General features: G+C 70.3%; 16 protein-coding genes and 1 pseudogene. 9 read left to right on the top strand and 8 right to left on the bottom strand.

Going from position 1 to position 19,404, the window contains the following annotated elements; all coding sequences use genetic code 11:
* The first annotated feature begins 323 nt into the window (after positions 1-323).
* From ACWDBB_RS18535 to ACWDBB_RS18510, 6 genes are all read left to right on the top strand, one after another.
* Complete coding sequence (locus ACWDBB_RS18535) at positions 324-698, top strand: type VII secretion target (RefSeq protein ID WP_449790611.1); 375 nt, start codon at positions 324-326, stop codon at positions 696-698.
* Positions 698-2,470, top strand: a complete 1,773-nt coding sequence (locus ACWDBB_RS18530; protein ID WP_449790610.1) for an alpha/beta hydrolase — start codon at positions 698-700, stop codon at positions 2,468-2,470. The genes ACWDBB_RS18535 and ACWDBB_RS18530 overlap by 1 nt, the downstream gene beginning before the upstream one ends.
* The gene (locus ACWDBB_RS18525) at positions 2,467-3,087 is read left to right on the top strand and encodes a hypothetical protein (RefSeq protein WP_449790609.1); all 621 of its coding nucleotides are present in this window, start codon (positions 2,467-2,469) and stop codon (positions 3,085-3,087) included. The genes ACWDBB_RS18530 and ACWDBB_RS18525 overlap by 4 nt, the downstream gene beginning before the upstream one ends.
* A gap of 65 nt (positions 3,088-3,152) precedes the next feature.
* Positions 3,153-3,632: a hypothetical protein gene (locus ACWDBB_RS18520; RefSeq protein WP_449790608.1), complete on the top strand. Its 480-nt coding sequence runs from the start codon at positions 3,153-3,155 to the stop codon at positions 3,630-3,632.
* A 43-nt stretch (positions 3,633-3,675) separates the two neighbouring features.
* Positions 3,676-4,047 (top strand): transposase family protein, encoded by a 372-nt coding sequence (locus ACWDBB_RS18515; RefSeq protein ID WP_449790614.1) that lies wholly within the window; start codon positions 3,676-3,678, stop codon positions 4,045-4,047.
* Positions 4,048-4,203: 156 nt separating this feature from the next.
* The gene (locus ACWDBB_RS18510) at positions 4,204-6,753 is read left to right on the top strand and encodes a collagenase (RefSeq protein WP_449790607.1); all 2,550 of its coding nucleotides are present in this window, start codon (positions 4,204-4,206) and stop codon (positions 6,751-6,753) included.
* 163 nt (positions 6,754-6,916) lie between these two features.
* On the opposite strand, the gene ACWDBB_RS18505 is transcribed toward ACWDBB_RS18510, so the two are convergent.
* The 5 genes from ACWDBB_RS18505 to ACWDBB_RS18485 all read right to left on the bottom strand — a co-directional run bounded on the left by ACWDBB_RS18505 (position 6,917) and on the right by ACWDBB_RS18485 (position 9,941).
* A complete protein-coding gene (locus tag ACWDBB_RS18505) occupies positions 6,917-7,369 on the bottom strand; it encodes a hypothetical protein (protein ID WP_449790606.1) in 453 nt (150 codons plus the stop codon).
* 192 nt (positions 7,370-7,561) lie between these two features.
* Positions 7,562-7,831 carry a hypothetical protein gene (locus ACWDBB_RS18500; RefSeq protein WP_449790605.1) on the bottom strand — a complete coding sequence of 90 codons (270 nt, stop codon included), beginning with the start codon at positions 7,829-7,831 and terminating at the stop codon, positions 7,562-7,564.
* 512 nt (positions 7,832-8,343) lie between these two features.
* Complete coding sequence (locus ACWDBB_RS18495) at positions 8,344-8,880, bottom strand: hypothetical protein (protein WP_449790604.1); 537 nt, start codon at positions 8,878-8,880, stop codon at positions 8,344-8,346.
* Positions 8,881-8,921: 41 nt separating this feature from the next.
* Positions 8,922-9,491 (bottom strand): hypothetical protein, encoded by a 570-nt coding sequence (locus ACWDBB_RS18490; RefSeq protein WP_449790603.1) that lies wholly within the window; start codon positions 9,489-9,491, stop codon positions 8,922-8,924.
* Positions 9,492-9,506: 15 nt separating this feature from the next.
* Positions 9,507-9,941: an ATP-binding protein gene (locus ACWDBB_RS18485; protein ID WP_449790602.1), complete on the bottom strand. Its 435-nt coding sequence runs from the start codon at positions 9,939-9,941 to the stop codon at positions 9,507-9,509.
* Positions 9,942-10,102: 161 nt separating this feature from the next.
* On the opposite strand from ACWDBB_RS18485, the gene ACWDBB_RS18480 reads away from it, so the two are divergent.
* Together ACWDBB_RS18480 and ACWDBB_RS18475 are read left to right on the top strand one after the other, a co-directional pair.
* Positions 10,103-11,050, top strand: a complete 948-nt coding sequence (locus tag ACWDBB_RS18480; RefSeq protein ID WP_449790601.1) for a helix-turn-helix domain-containing protein — start codon at positions 10,103-10,105, stop codon at positions 11,048-11,050.
* Complete coding sequence (locus tag ACWDBB_RS18475) at positions 11,013-11,150, top strand: DUF397 domain-containing protein (RefSeq protein WP_449790600.1); 138 nt, start codon at positions 11,013-11,015, stop codon at positions 11,148-11,150. Before ACWDBB_RS18480 ends, ACWDBB_RS18475 begins: the two co-directional genes overlap by 38 nt.
* Before the next feature lie 58 nt (positions 11,151-11,208).
* On the opposite strand, the gene ACWDBB_RS18470 is transcribed toward ACWDBB_RS18475, so the two are convergent.
* Complete coding sequence (locus tag ACWDBB_RS18470) at positions 11,209-11,586, bottom strand: nuclear transport factor 2 family protein (RefSeq protein WP_449790599.1); 378 nt, start codon at positions 11,584-11,586, stop codon at positions 11,209-11,211.
* An 88-nt stretch (positions 11,587-11,674) separates the two neighbouring features.
* Here ACWDBB_RS18470 and ACWDBB_RS18465 point away from each other — a divergent pair.
* Positions 11,675-11,833: pseudogene (locus ACWDBB_RS18465) on the top strand (ATP-grasp ribosomal peptide maturase); the annotation flags it as partial.
* 223 nt (positions 11,834-12,056) lie between these two features.
* On the opposite strand, the gene ACWDBB_RS18460 reads toward ACWDBB_RS18465, so the two are convergent.
* On the bottom strand, positions 12,057-12,830 hold the full coding sequence (locus ACWDBB_RS18460) for a hypothetical protein (RefSeq protein WP_449790598.1): 774 nt from the start codon (positions 12,828-12,830) through the stop codon (positions 12,057-12,059).
* A 4-nt stretch (positions 12,831-12,834) separates the two neighbouring features.
* Entirely contained in the window at positions 12,835-19,350 is a 6,516-nt protein-coding gene (locus ACWDBB_RS18455; protein WP_449790597.1) for an RHS repeat domain-containing protein, read from the bottom strand.
* Between the last annotated feature and the right edge of the window lie 54 nt (positions 19,351-19,404).

Raw genomic sequence — 19,404 nt, 5'->3', positions numbered from 1 at the left:
CTTTACTTATCTCGCCCCGCGGCCCCCCCCGCGCGGGGGGTGCGGCGGGCGGGGCGGCCCCCCGGGGGGCCCCCCCCCCCCCGCCGGGACTCCAGAGGTCGGTCCGCGCCGCCAACGCGCCCGAGTTTCCGGTCAGTTCGGTCGCGCCCTGATCGGGCCGCCACGGCGCTGCGCCGGCCGGGCACCAGGGGACGGGCCGGGTCTGCTACGTTCACCTGCACGAATGAACCGGTTCGGGCGCATGACTGTTCGATCGCCACGCTGCCGCCCCAGGGCTGGTTCGTCCGCGCACCACAGGTCGACGAGCAGGGGGACGGACAACCATGAACGCCTACGCGGACCCGGGCGGACCGGTCGGGCTCTACGGGCTCCCGCCGGCCGGGGCGCCGATCGCGCCGACCTTCGGCGTCAACCCCGCGGACCTGGACACGGCGGCCAAGGCGGCCAAGGAGACCGCCGAGGCGATGCCGAACGAGCTCAAGACCATTCACGACCCCTCGGACAAGGCCGCCGCCGCCCTGTCCGGCTGGCGCGTCGGCGCCTCGCTGAAGAACTGCGCGACCGCGTGGGAGGAGTGCCTGAAGAACCTCGCCACCGAGGTCGACCAGGTCAGTCTGAAGCTGGGCCAGACCGCCGCCGGCTACCGCAACGCGGACAAGAACAGCGCCGCCTCCCTCAAGCCGCAGGCGGGTGGCTGATGGTCACCCTCGCCCAGCTGCGCGACGCCGACCTGTCCGGCCTCCAGCCGGCCGCGACCGCGTACGACACCCTCGCCGGCAACTTCGGCAAGCACGTCCAGACGATGCAGCACGAGGTCACCAAGCACATCCTCAACGCGAACTGGGTCGGCAACGCCGCCGGTGCCGCCAACGCCTCCCTCCAGCGCACCAGCACCCGTCTGGACGCGGCGCACACCGAGATGTCGGCGGTCTCCGGGCTGCTGCGCGAGGCCTCGGAGAACTTCCTGCTGGCCCAGTCCGAGCTGAAGGTCGCGCTGCAGGAGGCGCAGAACCTGGGGCTGACCGTCGCCGACGACGGCGCCGTGTCCTGGCCCCCGCCGTCCCAGGCCGAGCGCAACGACCCGGGGTACAACGTCCCCGAACGGGCGAAGGCACTCGCGAACCGGATATCCCACGCCGTCGGCATCGCCGACAACGCCGACCAGAAGGTCGCCAAACTGCTCGACGACCTGACCGCGCGGGCCCGCAACGGCACGGGGCTCGACGCCGACAAGGCCGCCGCCGACCTGAAGGCCGTCACCCAGCAGGGCATCGACCTGATGGCCGCCGGGTTCCCGCCCGCCGGCGCCCAGCCCACCGAGGTCAACTCCTGGTGGAAGGGGCTGGCACCCGACGAGCAGCAGCGGCTCATCGAGTCCCATCCGGACCTGCTGGGCATGCGCGACGGCATCCCGGCGGAGGCCCGGAACCAGGCCAACCGGCTCAACCTCGCCCACCTCATCACCGAGTACGAGCACAAGTCCGGGCTGACGGACGGCGAGAAGCAGAAGCTCGAGGGCTTCCGCGCGATCAGGGCGCGGCTGGAGTCCGGCAAGGACAAGCAGCCCCCCATGTTCCTGCTCGGCGTCAGCGAGGAGGGCCAGGGCCGCGGCATCCTCTGCTACGGCAACCCGGACACCGCGAAGAACGTCAGCGCGTACGTGCCGGGGCTGGGCACCACGCTCGCCGCCGTCGGCGGCAAGGACGGCGACCGCGCCCTGAACGTGTGGAACGCCGCGCACAACGCCGACCCCAACGCCGAGGTTGCGTCGATGGTCTGGCTCGGCTACGACCCGCCGCCGGGCCTGGAGAAGCTCGCCGACGGCGACCTGCGCCCGCTGGAGGTGATGGGGACCGACCGCGCGTCCAAGGGCGGCGCCTCCTACGACCGGTTCATGGCCGGCCTGCGCGCCACCCACGACGGGCCGCCGGCGCACCTGGTCGCCCTCGCCCACAGCTACGGCTCCACCACGGTGGGCCTGGGCGCGCAGATGCCCGGCGGCAACGGCGCCGACGACATCATTCTCGTCGGCTCTCCCGGTACGGGCGCGCAGAAGGCCTCGCAGCTGCACATCGCCCCCGAGCACGTGTGGGTCGGCGACGCGGAGAACGACCCGGTCAGCCACCTGCCGAGCAAGGACCGGGTCGCCAACGACGCCGCGGGCGTCGAGATCGGCACCGGACTCCTCGGCCCCGGCGGCGGTTCCCTGCTCGGGGGCTTCGTCGGTGACAAGCTGTACGACTGGTTCGGCCCCGAGAACGAGCTCTGGTTCGGCCAGGACCCGGCCAGCAAGCAGTTCGGCGCCAACCGCTTCGCGGTCGCCGACGGGCCGTCGCTCTCCTTCGACTCCCACTCCGACTACATGACCGACCCCAACGACGCCCAGTCGAAGACCCTGGAATCCGTCAACAACATCGGCCAGATCGTGGCCGGACAGTACGACCACGTCACGAGGCAGGACCACCGATGAACCGTTCCCCCCGCCCCGCCCTCGTCCTGGCGGTCGCCTGCGCCGTCCTCGCGTTCGGCGTCACCGCCTGTGCCGGCGGGGGCGGCGGCGGTACGGGCGGCGGCCGGAGCGGCGGCGGGACCCCCGGGCCGCTCATGGCGCCCGCGCAGGCCCTGCAGAAGCTCGACTCCCTGCTCGACGAGGTGACCTCGGGCGTGCAGCCGGCGCTGCGCTGCCGGGACGCCTGGCCGGAGGCCACCGTGCAGTACTCCAAGGGCCTGGACGAGCACTCCCTCGGCTACGCCAAGGCCTCCCGCCAGCGCCACGTCATGACCAAGGTCGCCCCCGCCAAGTACGGCGCCCTGCTGGACGCGGTGCGCAACACCTGGCAGGCCAAGGGCTACAAGGTCGAAGCCGGGCCCGCCAACCTCCAGGCCCTGTTCGCCACCACCGCCGAGGGCCACGGCGTGAGCATCACCATCCACCCCGCCGGGAACATCGACATCGGGGCGACCGTCAGCCCGATCCCGGTGCCGGAGGGCCAGGACCCGTTCGGCACCCCCACGCCCGAGCCGACCACGGCCGGCGGGGCCCCCGACGTCATGCCGACGTACGACGACCCGTACTGGTCCGTCTGATCGCCGGGTCCTCGGCCGTCCCGGGGCCGCCGCCCCGCTTCCCCGCTCGCTCCGAAAGTCTCCGCATGACCCCCGAACAGGCCGTCCAGGCCCTCGACGCGCTTCTCGACGAGGCGATGTCCGCCATCCGCCCCCCGCTGCGGTACTGGGACGCCTGGCCCCGCTCCACCGAGCAGACGGCCGGCCCGGAGGACCGGTCCCTGGGCTACGCCACCGCCACCCGGGACCGCCATGTGATGACGAAGGTCGCCCCTTCCCGGTACGGCGCGCTGCTGGGGATCACCGAACGCGGCTGGAAGGCCCGGGGATACCGGATGACCGCCGTCAACCCCCGCCAGCCCGCCATGTTCGCCGCCACACCGGACGGGTACGGCGTGTGCATGCTCTTCGGCGCCGCCGGCAACATCACCGTCCAGGCCACCGTCGGCCCCATCCCGGTCATCCGCGACCGTGACCCCTTCGGCACCTACGAGCCCGAGCCGACCCTGCCCGACGGCCGGCTCGACGTGTTCCCCCGCTACGACGACCCGTTCTGGTCGTGCTGACGGGGCGTCCCGTGTAGCCGTGGTCGTAGCGGTTGCGCATCACATGGGGATCGGTGCCGGGTATTGCCGCGCCGGAGTCCTCGGGCCAGTGTGGAACGGTTCGGCGACCCACCGACGCGCACCGGGAGTCGGCCACGGAGGTGCCACGCGGCGAGTTGCTGTTCCCGTGCTGCCCCAGGTGGAGGTCTTCGGTGTCGAAGCGTCCGGTGCGGTGGTGCGGATCGCCGCCCGCGTGGCTGCTCCGGGTGCGTCATGCCCGGATTGCGGGACGTGGTCGGAGCGGGTCCACGGCTCCTACCTGCGCTATCCGTCGGATCTGCCCATCTGCGGGCGGCCCGTGACGGTTGCCCTGCGGGTGCACCGCTTCGCCTGCCAGGCCCCGGTGTGCCAGGGCCGCCGTTTTCGGCAGAGGTGAATCCGAGACAGGTGACATGTCACACCCTATTGATCGCCCCGCCGGTCCTGTGAGACGGTGCGTCACACGCTTCGGATGCCTCCCACGTCCCGACGTCCGTGGCGCTCCGTTCGCGTTTCCCCCACAAAGGAATAGACGATGCGTCCGCTCCCACGCATGTCCAGGCTGCTGGCCACGGCTGCCGCGGCAGGCACCGTCCTGCTCGGCATATCCGCCGGACCGAGCCAGGCCGCCCCCACGCCGGTCACCCCCGCACCGGCCGCTTCGAACACGTACCAGCCCTCCGGCAGCTCGTCGGAGGTGCCCGGCAGCCCGTTCGCCGATCCCGAGAGCCCCGCCGCGCCGCAGGCCCGCCGGCTCACGGCCGCGCAACTGCCGCTGGTCAACCCGCTGTCCGTCACGGCGCCGGAAGAGACCGGCCCGGACAAGGGCCTGGCCAAGGCCGCACCGCGCGCGCTCGTGGCGGGGCCGGTCACCGCCCAGTCGTGCACCCCGGCCGACTTCGCCGGCAGGACCGGGGCCGCTCTGGTGTCCTACGTCAAGGCCTCGACCCCCCAGTGCATCGGCTCGCTGTTCCTGCTCGGCGGCAGCCCGTACGCCTCGGCGCTGTTCCGCCAGAGCCAGATGGCGACGATGGCCGACGCCTTCCAGAGCGCCGCCGCCTCCTACCCCGGCGACAACTCCGCCGACACCTGGCAGGTCGTCCTGTACCTGCGCGCGGGCTACTACGTGCAGGAGAAGGACCTCGCGCACGTCGGCCCCTACGACGCGACGCTGACCGCCGCCGTCACACGCGGCATCGACGCCTTCCTGGCCGGCCCGCACGCCGCGGACGTCACCGACGCGAACGGCCAGGTCGCCAACGACGTCATCATCCTCACCGACAGCGCCGGGCAGCAGGGCCGCTACCTGAACACCTACCGGCAGGTGCTGAACGGCTACACCAGCGCGTACGACAGCTCGAAGAACCTGCTCACCTACGTCAACAGCGCCCTCAACGCGCTGGACCGGGGCCACCAGTTCAAGTCCTTCGTCGACGCCGTGACCGCGGACCCGGGCATCATCGACACCCTCGACGCGTTCACCCACACCCACCACGACCTGCTCGGAACCTACCCCGGCTTCCTGGAGTCCAACGCCGGCATCGAACTGACCCGGTTCGTCAAGTACCCGGCCTTCCAGGCCAGGATCCGCCCGCTGGCCAAGGCCCTGCTCGACAGCTCGTCGATGACCGGCCCCACCGCCCCGCTGTGGGTCGGCACGGCCAACACGGCCGCCTTCTTCGACAAGGAGCAGTGCTCCTACTACGGCGTCTGCGACCTGAAGCAGCGGCTGACCAAGGCGGTGCTGCCGATCAGGCAGACCTGCAACGCCACCCTCACCGTCCTGGCCCAGGACCTCACCGCGGCCGAACTCGCCGCCGTCTGCGCCGACCTCAAGGGCGAGGACGCGTACTTCCACAGCCTCGTCCGCGACAACGGCCCCATCCCCGGCCAGTACGAGTCGTCCGTGCAGCTCGTGGTCTTCGCGAGCCAGGCCGACTACCAGACCTACGCCGGCGCGATATACGAGGCGAACACCAACAACGGCGGGGTCACCCTGACCGGGACCCCGAGCGACCCGGCCAACCAGCCGGTCTCCCTCATGTACCGGCACCCGAACGAGAACGGCTTCACCGCCCGGATCTGGAACCTCAACCACGAGTACGCCCACGTCCTGGACGCCCGCTACGACATGAAGGGCGACTTCTACCAGCAGACCAGCGTGCCCGACCTGTGGTGGATCGAGGGCGTCGCCGAATACGTCTCCTACACCTACCGCGGCGTCACCGACGTCAACGCGGTCTCCTGGGCCCCCAAGCACACCTACGCGCTCAGCACCCTGCTACAGAGCACGTACCTGAACAGCGACGTCGTCCGCACCTACCACTGGGGCTACCTGGCCGCCCGCTACATGATCGAGCGGTACCCGGGCGTCGTCCAGACCATGCTCGGCTACTTCCGCGCCGGCGACTACGCCCGCGCCTACGCGTACTACAACGGCATCGGCACCGCCTACGACGCCGACTTCACCAGGTGGGTCGACACCTGCGCCACCGACACCTGCCTCACCGCGGGCACCCCGAAGGCGGCCTTCGACGCCACGGCGCGGGGCCTGAACGTCCAGCTGACCGACCGCTCCACCGAGACCGCGGGCAAGGGCAGCATCACCGGCTGGGCCTGGAACTTCGGCGACGGCACCACCGGTACCGCGGCCTCCCCGGCGAAGTCCTACCGCGCCGCCGGTAGCTACACCGTCACCCTCACCGTCACCGACAGCAACGGCAAGACGGCCACCACGAACCGGACCGTCACCGTCACCGCCCCGGCCGCACCGGTGGCCTGCACCGACCCCGACACCCGGAAGCTGGACTACAACTGCTTCCGCGCCGACCGCTCCGCCGAGGCCGGAAGTGCGGACATGATGTACATCTACATGCCGGCCGGCACCACCACGCTGACCGTCTCCGCCACCGGCGGTACCGGGACCGCCTACCTCTACTACAGCCCCACCAGTTGGGCCTCCAACACGGACTACGCCGCCTCCTCCACGAACAGCGGCACCACCCAGACCGTGACCGTCACCAACACCACGGCCGGCTACCGCTACATCACCCTCTACGGCAAGACCGCCTTCAGCGGCGTCACCGTCACCACCCAGTACTGACCGGCGCGTGAGCCCGGATGCCCCGGCTCACGCATCCCCGGGGATGCGTGAGCCGGGGCATCCATGTGGGCCTCTGCGGCGGACGAGGTCCATGCAGGCCGCCGCGGCGGCCGAGCCCAGGATGCTGACAACTCCCGGCCTCGGAACTCACATTGATGGAGCGTCAGCAAGTCACCGGAACTTCCACCACCGGCCGAGTGCCCCATGGGCCGCTTCCCTGCACCGTGAAGGTGGCACGCACTGTCGAACCGCACGGGGCGGTGGCGGTGAAGCCGTTCACCTGTACCGCGGTGGAATGGAACGCCGTGCTCCCGCTCACGGAGCCAAGCGAGTTGCCGCCGACCACCTCGGCCGACAGATTGGTGTACAGGGTCTGCCACGACACCGGCCCGTCGGGCGGGCCGGCAAGGCCGATCTTCCCGTAGATCACGATGCTGCTGCCGGTGACGTCTGCGCAGGCGTAGGTCGCCAACCCGGCCTGGAGGCCGTACTTGCAAGTCGTGACCGTGGCGGTGGCGGTGTCAGCGCCGGTCGCGGCGGCGAAGGCCGGCACGGGCGCCGCGAGCAGGGCGGCGGCACCGGCGGCGCCCACCGCGATGCGGGTGATGCGGTTCATGGTCTTCTCCTTCAGACGATGTGAGAAACCGTTCGAAGACAGGCACTGCTAGCCATGTGACATTTCACGTGTGCCATGACCCAAACTTTGTCATGCGATTCCAAGGCTCCGACCCATTTTTGCCTTCGATATGCCAGCCCGTCTGAAAGTCAATCCTGGGTGACGTAAATCCGCCCGGCTGGGCCAATGCGGCTACCACCTCGGGCGAACCCGCGTCGAACGCCGGGTGAACCACCTCCCCGCCGTCCGGCTCGCGGCCTCCGCCGTCGGCCAGACCGCCAGGCTCGACACCTCCCGGTCGGGCAGCAGGTCCACCGGCCGGCGGATCTCGGCGTCGACCAGCACCGTTCCGTAGGCGCGGCTCTTGCGCGTCGCGTACTCGTCGATGCCCACCACCCTAGGAGCCGGCGGCACCGGGTCGGGAAGCTCCTCGGCCAGAAGCAGCACCGTGATCCGGCTCACCGACACCCCGAACACGGCGGCGGGCCAGCCGGGCGCCGGCCCGCCCGGCAAGCCGCCAGGCCGACCGAGGCGAGCGTGGCGCACAACTGCTCGGGCCACCGGCCGTGGCGTCGTGTCAGCCCTTCGATCTGCTCGGCGAACGTCCACCGCCCGAACTCCGGGGTTGCCGCCTACGAAGTGCCTCACCCGCAAGCTCAACCGGACCCGTCTGCCCCCGACCGGACCGTCGACGGGAAACCGCAGGTAGGAGCTGTGCACCCGGATCGACCAGTCCCCGCACCCCGGGCAGCTGTGCCCCACCGCCGAGCACTCGACCTGCACGTTCACCGACTCGACGTCCACGTCGACCGACAGCACCCTGACGCCCGCGACCGACGGCAGGAGATCCCCCGACCAGTTCGACCTCACCGGTGAACTCCTCTACCGGCTCGCGGACGGCAGCATCCTCCTGGGATACACCCGGTTCTACGAGGAACATCGGCTGATGCCGCTGGTCGTGCGCGACGGCGTCGTCATCTGGCCGTAGCGGCTGTAGTGGCCGATCGGCCGACACCGGATCCGTGCACGGCCCGTTCCCAGAGGTCCAGCCCCGCGCGGAGGAGTTCGCGCACGGCCGTGGTCTCCTCGTCCGTCCAGGCTTCCTCGCCGGCGGACGCGTCGAGGGCTTCGCCGCCGAAGAGCTTCTCGTAGGCGCTGTCATGGACCGGCCCCTGGGACGGAAGGGCTGGGCCGCCCTTCAGGCTGTGGGAGAGGTCCTCGAAGAAGTTCCACGCGTCCAGCAACTCGACCGCCGCGACCGGGTCGGGGAGGCCGGGGTGCTCGACCCACCGCCGTACGGCGGCCAGATCGAGCGTGCCCTCGCCCTCCGGGACGAGCTCCCAGCCGTTGCGGTCGCAGGATTCCTGCAGCGGCCCGAGCTCAGCGAAGGCGAGGAGGCTGACGAGTTCGTCGACGACGAACTCGTCGGGGGCGTCGCCCTCTCCGGGACGCCAGATCAGCGTCAGGTCGCCGCGCCTGGTGACGATGCGGTACGGGTAGTGGTCGGCCATGCGGGGGCTCCCTGATGCCGTGGCGGCGTGCGCCACCGTGGTCATTCTGCCTGCCGTGATCGCCGCGTGGCGGTCTGGGTGCGGCAGTGGGTGAGGGCGTAGCGGATGCGGGGGTCGGGGTTGGGGGTCGTGGTGAGGAGTTCGCCGGCGGTGGTGAGGGTGGTCCAGTATGTGGTGGGGTCTCCGGTGCGGGGGAGGGGGTGGGTGGCGGCGAGGGAGAGGTAGGCGGCGGTGAGGTTGCCGGTGGTGAACCAGCGGGTGAGGCCGTGCTGGTGGCCGGGGCGGATGCCGCCGATGGCGTCGATGGCGACCAGGAAGAGGTCGACGACGGCGAGTTCGGTGGGGGTGAGGGGTTTGGGGATGTCGAAGACGCCGAGGGCTTCGAGGAGTTCGCCGGTGTCGGCTTCGGTGTTGGGGCGGGGGTCGGCGAGGAGGGCGTCGTGGCAGTCGGCCAGGCGGCGGGTGGTCTCGGCGAGGGGGATGTCGAGGGCGAGGCAGACCGCGCGGGCGACGGGCAGCGGCTGGTGCCCGAGGCGGGCGAGCAGGGCGTAGGTGGCGGCGGGGGTGGCGCCCCGGGAGAGGGTGTGGCGGGCGAGGGTCGCGAGGTTCATGGGGGGTTCGGGCTTTCAGACGGTGACGAGGGCGGGGGCCGGGGCGGGGGCGATGTGGGCCCAGACGAACTTGCCGATGCCGCCGGGGCGGGTGGCGCTGCCCCAGCGTTCGGCGATCTTGTTGACGAGGAAGAGTCCGCGTCCGTGCTCGTCGTCGGGGGCAGGCACGTGGAGGGCGGGGCACCCGGAGCCGGCGTCGTGGACTTCGATCCGCAGGCGGGAGCTGACGAGCGAGAAGCGGACTTCGACGTGCCGGTCGTCGGGCGCGTCCGAGTGCTGCACGGCGTTGGCGAACAACTCTCCGAGGATCAACTCGGCCGTGTCGCCGTAGCGTTCGCCCGAGGGGAGCCCGGAGAGGTAGGCCCGGAGCATGTAGCGGGCCAGGGGCGTGGATTCGGTCCGCGAGTCGAGGCGGGCGACGAACGCGCGGGGCTGGTGGGTTTTGAGCATGGGGGAGCACCTCACGGGGGCAGAGGGGGGCGTGCGACAGGAGCGCGCAATCACGCTATGCAGGCAGATGACTGCGTTCCGGTCTCAAGTGTCCGGGGTGCAGAGGTACGGTGATGGCCGAAATCAGGTACCAGACACATGCGGTACGTAAGGGGTCGGGCATGGCACACCGGCGGCTGAAGAGCGAAGTGACGGCCAGTTCGGCACGGATCTTCGGCGAAGAGCTGCGGTTCTACCGGGAGGTGGCCGGCTACACGCAGGAGCAGCTGGCGAGGCTCCTGCACTGCACTCGACCGAACATCACAAGGTATGAGTCCGGCCAGAGGCGCATGCCGCCGGAGATGGTCGAGCGGGCCGACGTGCTGCTCGACACGGGCGGGTCGCTGAAGCGGCTCTGGGATCGGGTCGACTGGAATGCCGAGGTTGAACACCCGAACTGGTTCCAGATCCATGTCGACATGGAAGCCGAGGCGGTAGCCGCACGGATCTTCCAACTGGCCGTCATTCACGGACTGCTGCAGTGCCGGGAGTACGCGGAGGCCGTCTTCGGCATCAGCGATGCGGCCGGAAAGCCAGAAGAGATCGAGGAGCGGACGGCGGCTCGACTGGCGAGGCAGACGCGCTTCCTCGATCCGGAGGGCCCGCTGCTGCTGGTGATTCTGGACGAGAGCGCCATTCGAACCGTCTTCGGCGGTCCCGGTGTCATGCGACGCCAGATGGAACACCTGCTGACTGTTGCGGAACTCCCGAACGTGATCATCCAGGTCGCGCCATTCGGCTCCCGACAGGCCATCATCGACAAGTCCATGGTGATGCTGGAGATGCCTGACGGTCGGAACTGCGTGTACTCCGAGAGTCTGGATCGCGGGCACGCCAGTGACGATCCGGCGATCGTGGCGGCGCATCGCCGCAGCTATGATCTGGCCCACGGGGCGGCACTGCCAGTCGCCGACTCGCTTGCACTGATCGCCGATGCGCTGAAGGGGTTCATTGATGACGAGGATCGAGCTCAACGCGACCGACTGGCGCAAGAGCAGCCACAGCGGCGGCAACGGCGGCGACTGCATCGAGGTGGCCCCCGGATTCCCCGGCCTCGTCCCCGTGCGTGACTCCAAGGACCCCCACGGCCCGGCGCTCGTCTTCCCGGCCGCCTCCTGGGACTCCTTCATCGTTGCGATCCAGGCGGGTGAGTTCCCGATCGGGAGCTGACACTCGCTAAGCAGTGTCCTGACCTCCTCCCGGCCCTAAAGGACCGGGAGGACGTCAATCAGGAGGCGCACGGCTCGATCTCCCCCGCGAAGACGATGATCTGGTCGATGAGGCTCCGTCGCAGGTGGACGACATCCGTTCCCGCCAGGCGGGGGCCTCCGTCAGGCGTGGTGAAGACCCACTGGTACCGGGCCCATTCGTCAGGCATGTCCACCGCTGAGCAGCGCACCATCGTGCCGGTCCCGGCCGGGTGGCGTCGGATGTCCAGCACGAACCGCTCGACCGCCCCGATCCCTTCGGTGCGACCCAGCGGCCCCCAGAAGATCACGTCTGAGGTCAGGGCCTGGGAGAGCAGGGCAGTCACATAGCTGTCGTCCGAGGCGTTGAACGCGGAGATGAACGTGTCGATCGCGGAGCGTGCGGTCTCTTCCTGCATACCCCAGTAATACCAGCCGTTTCGCGTGCGCTCGACCCAACCACGGACCGCCTTCCGATCACGGTGAACCTTCCCGGTTACCGCACCAGCCGAGTTCCGGCTGGTCTACGGTGCGTTCGACTTCGCGGTGACCGCCACCGACGACGGGTACTTCCTGGAACGCAGCCCCAACGGGCAATGGGCCTGGCAGGGTTGCGGCTCCACCTCGGCGATCGCCGGGCCATCGCCGGGGCCGTGGCGGAGGTGACGGCCTCGTGCAGGATGTATCCGTCCGCCCCGGTGCACCGCTGAGCTGGTCCCGTTCGGATCCGTCCACGAGGCAGGCCACCCGGGCGCCGCGACGGCGATCGCCTCCAGCGCCGCACACAGTGTCCCGCCTACGAACGTCGGCCGTCGTGGGCGGGCCGATGTCGAATACGCGCAGGGCCCCGACCGCAGGCAGCGGTCGGGGCCCCTCAGTGCGCATCAGGTCAGTCGAGCGGCGGCGTGAGCTCCACCTCGTAGCGGTAGAGCCGGCCGTTCACCCAGCAGGCCAGGTCGGCGCCGTCGGTGTGCCGGGCGAGTTCGGCGAGTAGGCGCTCGGTGAACTCGCCCAACTTCCGGGCGTCGAGCGGGGCGGCGGCGGAGCGCGCCCCGGCAGCGAAGGGGAGTTCCTCCGCCCGGTGGGACACGGTGTAGGTCACCGAGTCGCCCGCGCCGTCCGACGGGACGATGTGCCGGCCGGGCTCGTCCTCGCTGAAGACGAGTCCGGTGCCCGAGGCGGCGCGGTTGGCCGCCTCGACCAGGGAGAAGCCGAGCTCCGCGGGCGGAGCCCCGCTCCCCAGCCGCAGGTCGACCACGCCCTGGGACGGCTCCGGGAGGGCCCGGTAGCTGTAGGCGTCATCGACCTCGAACACCGACTCCGCCTCCGGCCACACGGTGTGCAGCTCGGCGACGAGGGAGCGGCAGAACGCCCGCAGCGAACCGATGCTGTCGTCGGTCTCCTCGGTCGTCCAGTAGATGGACACGTGGATGAAGCAGTCGTAGTCCCGCTCCCCGGCACCGGACGACTCGACGGCCGGCCCGGAGAGGTCGCCGGGCGCGCTGCTCAGCCGGAGCCGGAACTTCGACCCGTCCGTGCCCACGACGTGGTGCCACGGATCCGTGAGCGGATCGGCGGTCAGCGTGAGGACGTCGGAGATCTCCCGGGCGGTGAGGGCGGGACCGGAGGGTCGTCTTACCAGGATGGCGGCATCGGTCGACATGGTCTCAGCACCCGTGGCCCTTGCACTTGTAGCCGCCACCGATCGTGCCGCTGATGCTCCAGCCGCTCGGGTCTCCGGCCGCCCAGATGTGGTACTCCTGGAAGTCCGAACTCCGCCTGCGCAGGTAGTCGTCCAGGCTCGCCATGGCGGTCTTGGCGGAGTAGTCGTCCGGCATGCGGATGTAGGTACGCACCGCACCCTTCCCGTTGGACTTCCTCATGTTGTCGTGGACGGCGTTCGGTCCGGGCTTGGTCTCCTTGAACTCGGACGGCACTCCGTCGACCCAGGCGTCGAAACCCTTTCCGGACTTTCCGCCGTCGTCCAGTGTCGCCTTGACGTGGGATCCGCCCTGAGCCAGTTGGAAGGCTATCGCGTACTCGCTGTTGCTGAGCGACCAGGTGGTGAGGTTGCTCCCCTTCTTGGTCAGCGTCCTGAACCGGTCCTCGTCGAAGGGGGTTTCGGACTCGTCGATCCGGCCGGCGATGTCCTCGACGTAGTTCCGGTCCACGAGGTCCTGCGCCATGTTGGCGAAGCCGCAGCCGTCCCGGGCGGAGCGGTGGCAGTACTTCTTGTTGATCTCCCGGATCTTCTCCAGGTACTCGCCGATGATCGGGTTGTCCGGCTGCATCAGCCAGGCCACGCGGGCCTCGTGCCACTTCTTGCGGTTCTCCGCGGTGCCCTTGGTGGTCTTGGTCGGGGACGGCGATCCGCCGTCGCCACCGCCACCACGCGTGCTGGGGACCTCGTCGTCGTCACCGTCGTCGGTGCAGTGGGTGACGCACTGGTCGCCCATGGTCGGCTCGTGGAAGACGCCGTTCATGCCGACCCAGCCGTGCAGCGCCATGTCGTTGCCGGAGCAGTCGTCGGCGCACATCTTGCGGCCGTCGGGGTCGCTGGTGCTGGTCGGGTTGCCGCCCGAGTAGGCGTACCCGTTCAGCTCCTTGGGGCTGGTCGGGTCGAACAGCGGGTCGATGCTGAGGAACCGGCCGAGGGACGGGTCGTAGTCGCGCGCTCCGAGGTGGACCAGACCGGTGGGCTCGTTGACGCCGCCCAGGAACCCGTGGTTGCCCGACCAGGTGGCGGGAGCCGTCCCGCGCTGTTCGCCGTACGGCGTGGTCCGCTTCTGGGCCGCTGCTCCGGTGGCCGCGTCGACGTTCAGTTCGGCGGTGGAGTGGTGGTCGGCGACCTGGAAGGCGACCTTGTTGTCGTCGGTCCGCACGGCCGAGGCCTGGCCGAGCGAGTAGAACCGGGTGGCGGTGGGCTTGGCCGCGCCCTTGGTCAGGGTCAGCTCGGTGGCGCCGAGGTAGAGCGTCCAGCTCTCGGCGCTCGGGTTCGCGCTGTCCAGGACGTGAGAGGTCAGTCGGCTGCCGCTGGGGTCGTACAGGTACTCCGTCGTCTTCGTGCTGGTGACGGGCCCGTTCTTGACGGTGTCGACGACCTTGCCGAGCTTGCCCTCGGCGTCCCAGGTCAGCGCCTGGTCGCTGGTGGCCCCGGCGGTGAGGTCCCGGTGGCGGGCGATGGTGTTGCCCGCGGGGTCGTAGCCGGCGGTCTCGGCGAGGACGCCGGTGCCGCTGGTGCTCTTCAGCGTGTGCGGCTGGGCGGCCGTCGGGCCGGGGTAGTTGTACTTGGTGGTGACGTCCTTGGTGGGGTCTCCGGTGGTGTCGTGCCGGGTCTGGGTGTCCCGGGTGCTGTCGGGGTTGAACTGCCAGCTGGTCCAGTACGGCGCCGGGCCGCCTAGCGCCTTGGCGTCGGGCTTGGCCGGGCATCCGGTGCCGCTCGGCGTGAACGCCTCGGTGAGCCGGGCCAGGTAGTCGTACTGGAAGCACTGCCGGTCAGTGCCGGAGCGCGAGGTGTCGGTGATCGAGGTGACGTTGCCGGACTGGTCGTAGGTGTACGCGGCCGCGCGCAGCGGGTTCGCCTGGCCGTACTGGTCGGTGCGGCTGGACGCCAGCCGCTGGGTGCCCCACTCGTAGGCGTTGGTGATGTAGAGCTGCTTGTTCGCGGTCCCGTCGGACAGGGTGCTCTGCAGCGGTTTGCTGGTCAGACTGTAGGTCTGGTTCGTGAGGTAGCTGCTCAGACCCTCGGCCGTGATCATCCGGGTGAGGGAGTCGTAGCCGTAGGCCACCGACTCGGCCGCGAGGTTGCCGGCCGCCGGGTAGCTGGTGCTCTGCTGCTTGCCGTCGAGCCGGTAGGTGGTGCCGCTGATGTAGTTCCCGGCGAGGGCCTCCTGGCCGGGGACGGACGGAACGCTGAGCGTGCTGCGGTTCGCGCGGCCCAGCGCGTCGTACAGCGACCAGGTCGTGGTGTACGGGTAGGTGGCGCCGCCGACGGTGGAGTACCGCGTGGCCGAGGAGATCAGACCCTTGTTGCCGGCCGGGTCCCAGGTCTGCGAGGTGAGCAGCGGGCCCGAGACGGACCCGGAGTGCAGCTCGATCTGGCGGTCGAGGTTGTCGTAGACGTAGGCCAGGGTCTGGTTGTTGCCGTCCCGGCTGGTGGCGAGTCGGCCGCGGTCGTCATAGGTCCTGACCGACGTACCGGAGTCGGGGTCGACGGTCTTGACCTGTCGGCCCTGCTGGTCGTACGTCCAGCTCCACTGCGTCCCGTACTGGTCCGTCAGCTGGGTGGTGTGCCCCGCCTGGTCGTAGCCGTACCGGATAGTGTCGTAGGCGCCACCGGGGGAGCCCCCGCGGTACTGGCGGATTTCGGTGGTGCGGCCGCGGGCGTCCTTGATGCTCGTCGACGGGGTGCCGCCCTGGGGCGGGGTGACGGTGACCCGGTCGCCGTCGTACTCGGTGAGGGTGGTGGCGATCGGGGTGCCGACGCCGTTGCCCGCCAGGGTGGTGGACTTGACGACGCGGCCGAGGCCGTCGAAGGTGCTGGCGGTCTGGGTCTCGACGCCGGTGGCGTCCTCGACCTTGAACAGCGTGCCGGAGGGCGCGCCCGTCGCGTAGTAGCCGGCGTAGGCGAGCGCGGCCTGGCCGTGCTCGTCGTAGAAGGTGTCGGTCAGGACCCGGCCGCCGTTGTCCCCGGGGGACTGGGTCTGACGGGCCCGGCCGAAACCGTCGTACAGGGTGTACGCGGTGGCCTGGGAGCCGTCGGCGTTGAGCGCCTTGGTGGAGACGACGCGGATCTGGCCGTCGTTGTCCGTGTAGCCGAACTCGTGGTTGGGGGTCTGGCCGCTGCCCTTGGAGCGGTTCGGCAGCCAGACCTTGAGGGTGCGGCCGAGTGCGTCGTACAGGGTGTCGGTGCGGCGGTTGTTGGCGTCGACGGTGTCGATGGTCAGGCCGCGCAGCAGGTCGACGTCCGCGACTGAGACCATGGCGGTGGCGGGGTTGCCCGCGACCACCGGCGGTCCGGTCGTGGTGACCTTGGTCGGCCGGCCGTTCGCCGGGGCGTAGCCGGTGGTGGTGGTCTGCGCCAGCGGGCTGGCCGTGGTCACGGGTGCCGTGGTGCCCGTGGTGTCGAACACCGTGGTGGACGCCAGCTTGGTGGTGCTGTCGGAACGGCCGTAGGCGTCGTAGTGGGTCGTGCCGTCCAGGTAGGTGGCCCGGTTGCCGGAGCGGGACTTCAGGGTGTGCACGGTGGTGACGTCGCCCTTGACGGGGGCGGCGCCGTAGGCCTGGCCGTCGTAGCGGGTGCGGACGTCGGACAGGACGGCGGAGGTCCCGTCCGCCTGGGTGTCGCGGTTCACGGCTGCCGAGCAGTTGGCGGCGACCGTCTCGACCTGGATGCTGCCGGTCAGCATCCACGCCGCGGTGTTGTCGGCGTACGTCGTGCGGGTGCACGTGTCATCGGTGCCGACCGCGACGTCGCCCAGGTCCTCGCTCTGCGTCGCACGGCCGTAGTCGTCGAAGGAGGTCGAGGTGCGGGTCTCGCGCCAGGCGGCGCCCGCGCCCTTGTCGAGCGAGGTGAAGGTCCTGCTCGCCTGGGTGCCGGTGAGGTTGGCGGTGGTGGTGCCCCAGTCGTTGGAGCGCTTGGCGGTCTCCTTCTTCCACGGGGTGCTGACGGACTTGGAGAGGACCACGCCGCCGGGCTTGTCGTACTGCTCGCTGCGGTACTCGAAGCCGGACCAGGCCTGGTCGTCGGTCAGGACGGTGCCCTGGCCGTCGTCGACGGTGACGCTGCGCTTGCTGTTCTTGTCGGCGGGGTTGTTGCGGTCCTGGTCCATGCCGCGCAGGAACCAGTGGTCGGCCTGGGTGGTCATCCCCGTCACGCCACCGGTCTCGACCCGGGCGTGGGCGTAGCCGCGCCACTGGGACCAGGTCTTGAGCTTGGCCGGGGTCAGGCCGTCCTCGTCGTCGAAGTGCCAGGCGGCGTCGCCGAGGTACGTGTAGTGGGTGACCATGTCGGGTGCGCCGCCGGTGCGGTCGGTGGCGATGACCGCGTCGACGACGTACTTGTTGAACCACTCGGTGGTCACCGGCACGTCGTTGGACGGCTGGTACATCTGCGGGAAGCAGCGGGTGGTGTTGCTCTGCGGCGTGGGCAGGTTGTTCCAGTCACAGGCCGCGGCCGAGTAGTTGACGTCGATCTGGCCGCCCTGCTCGTCGGTGATGGTGCCCAGCCGCTGCTTGATGAACGGCATGCGGCCGTCGCCGACCTTGTCGAGCCGGTTCGCCATCTGCTTGTAGGCGAAGCCGGTCTTGGGCAGGGCGATCGCCGGGGTGGCGGAGGAGCCGGTGTGCTGGATGGAGTCCAGCAGCAGCTGGTAGTCGAAGTCGGCGGTGCCCCACTGGTGGGTCAGGCTCCAGGTGTCGACCGCGGCGTAGCTCCCGTCCGCCTGGAGGGTCTTGGCGGTGACGGAGGTGAGGCGGGTCCGGGTGAAGTAGGTCGGCGAGTTCTGGCCGGTGCAGTCGGTGCCGTCCTTGCAGTTCTGGTCCCACGGGGTGTCGTACCAGTACTGCCGGTTGGTGTCGATCTTCGCCGGGTCGCAGAGCGCCGCGTTGCTCTCCAGGCAGCGTTCGGCGGTGCCGAACTCGACCCGGCCCATCGGCTTGACGGTGGCCGAGTGGATGTCGCCCTGCTGCTGGCCGTACTCGATGTGGTCCAGGCGCCCGCCGCGGATGTAGGGGGTGCGGTCGGTGGCCTTCAGGTTGCGGCCGTAGTTGTTGGTCTCGGGCGTGTACCAGTACGTGATGTCGTTGCCGTGGGCGTCGACCACCAGGTCCAGGTTCCACCGCCAGCCCTGCTGGCACCACGAGGACGCGAAGTCGGCGCCGTTGCACGGCTCGCCCGCGTTGTTGCCGTAGACCGGCACGGTGTAGACGGACTTGGTCTCCGGCTTGCCGGCGCTCCAGTTGGGCAGGCGGTTGTAGCCGAAGTAGTAGTTGGTGCCGTCGGTGGTGGTGGCGCGGAAGTACTCGCCGTCGTTGTCGCCGTTGCCCCGGCCGTTGTCGCGGACGCGGGTGACCTTGGTGTTGTCGTCGCCCTTGATCCGCCACTCGTCGCCGGAGACCGGGATCAGTTCGCCGGAGTGCCCGTCGAAGCTGATGGTGGCGTTGTCGGTGGCCCAACACAGGTCGCCCGGGCTGGCGGAGCCGGTCTTGGGCGCACCGTCGTCCGCGCAGGCCTTGTAGCTGCGCTCCACGAATCCGGGGGAGAGCTCGAAGCCGTCGCCCGCCCAGGAGGCCTGGTTGTTGCTGTTGGCCGTCCGCCCGTCGATCGCACCGGAGTTGTAGGACAGGCCGATCTTCGGGGTCAGCCCGCCGGGCATCGCCGTCAGCGGCATGTCGTACGACCAGCTGAACGATCCGCTGTTCAGGGACGTCGACCAGGAGGACGCCGAGGTGAGCGGCGTCGCCTTGTAGTCGCCGCTCGGCCCGGCCGTTCCGGCCGTGGCCGCCACGACCATGGCGCCCGGCGCGGACGCCAGCCGCATCGACCCGGCCGGGGCCGCCGTCAGCGCGTCCGCGGCGACGGTCTGCTTCGCCACGTCGTTGCCGCCCGGCAGCGGGGTCTGCACCCGGCACTCGGGCAGGTCGGGGGTGGTCAGCGCGCACTCGGGCAGGCGGACCAGCTTCAGCCGGGAGCCGAAGCCGGAGCCCGCCGCCTGGGCGAAGGACGAGTAGTCGACGGCCAGGCCGCTGTTCTCGTCCGCGCCGGAGACGGTCAGCAGCACGCCGTTGATGCCGGCCCTGGTGGCGGCGTCCTGGCCGAGCAGCTCGACCTTCGCCTTGCCCGCCGCACCGGAGGAGGAGACGGCGACCGGCAGCTTGCCGGCCTTGACCGCCTTGCCCTTCTCGCCGGGGACGTCGACGGTGGCGCTGCCCGCGGCGGGCAGGGCGCCGTGCTTGCCGTCGGTCCTGCTGACGGTGGTGTCGGCCTTGCGGTCCTTGGTCTTGGAGTCCGAGCCCTTGACCGGCTTCTCCGGGGAGACCGCCGAGGGCTTGGTGTACGGTTCCGCGGCCGCCGCGACGGCGGCCAGTGGCAGTGCCGGCAGCAGCGACCCGACCAGCGTGCCCGCGATGACCGCGGACACTCTGGAGCGGGTCGGCCGGGGCACCGACCTCTTCCTGCTCATGGGGAAACAACTCCTTGAGGGGTGAAACGGGTGTGACGGACCACGGGCCGGGCG

This window comes from Kitasatospora sp. NPDC001095, from assembly GCF_053598615.1.
The sequence above is the reverse complement of the archived record's forward strand: the minus strand, read 5'-3'. Positions and strand labels throughout refer to the sequence as shown.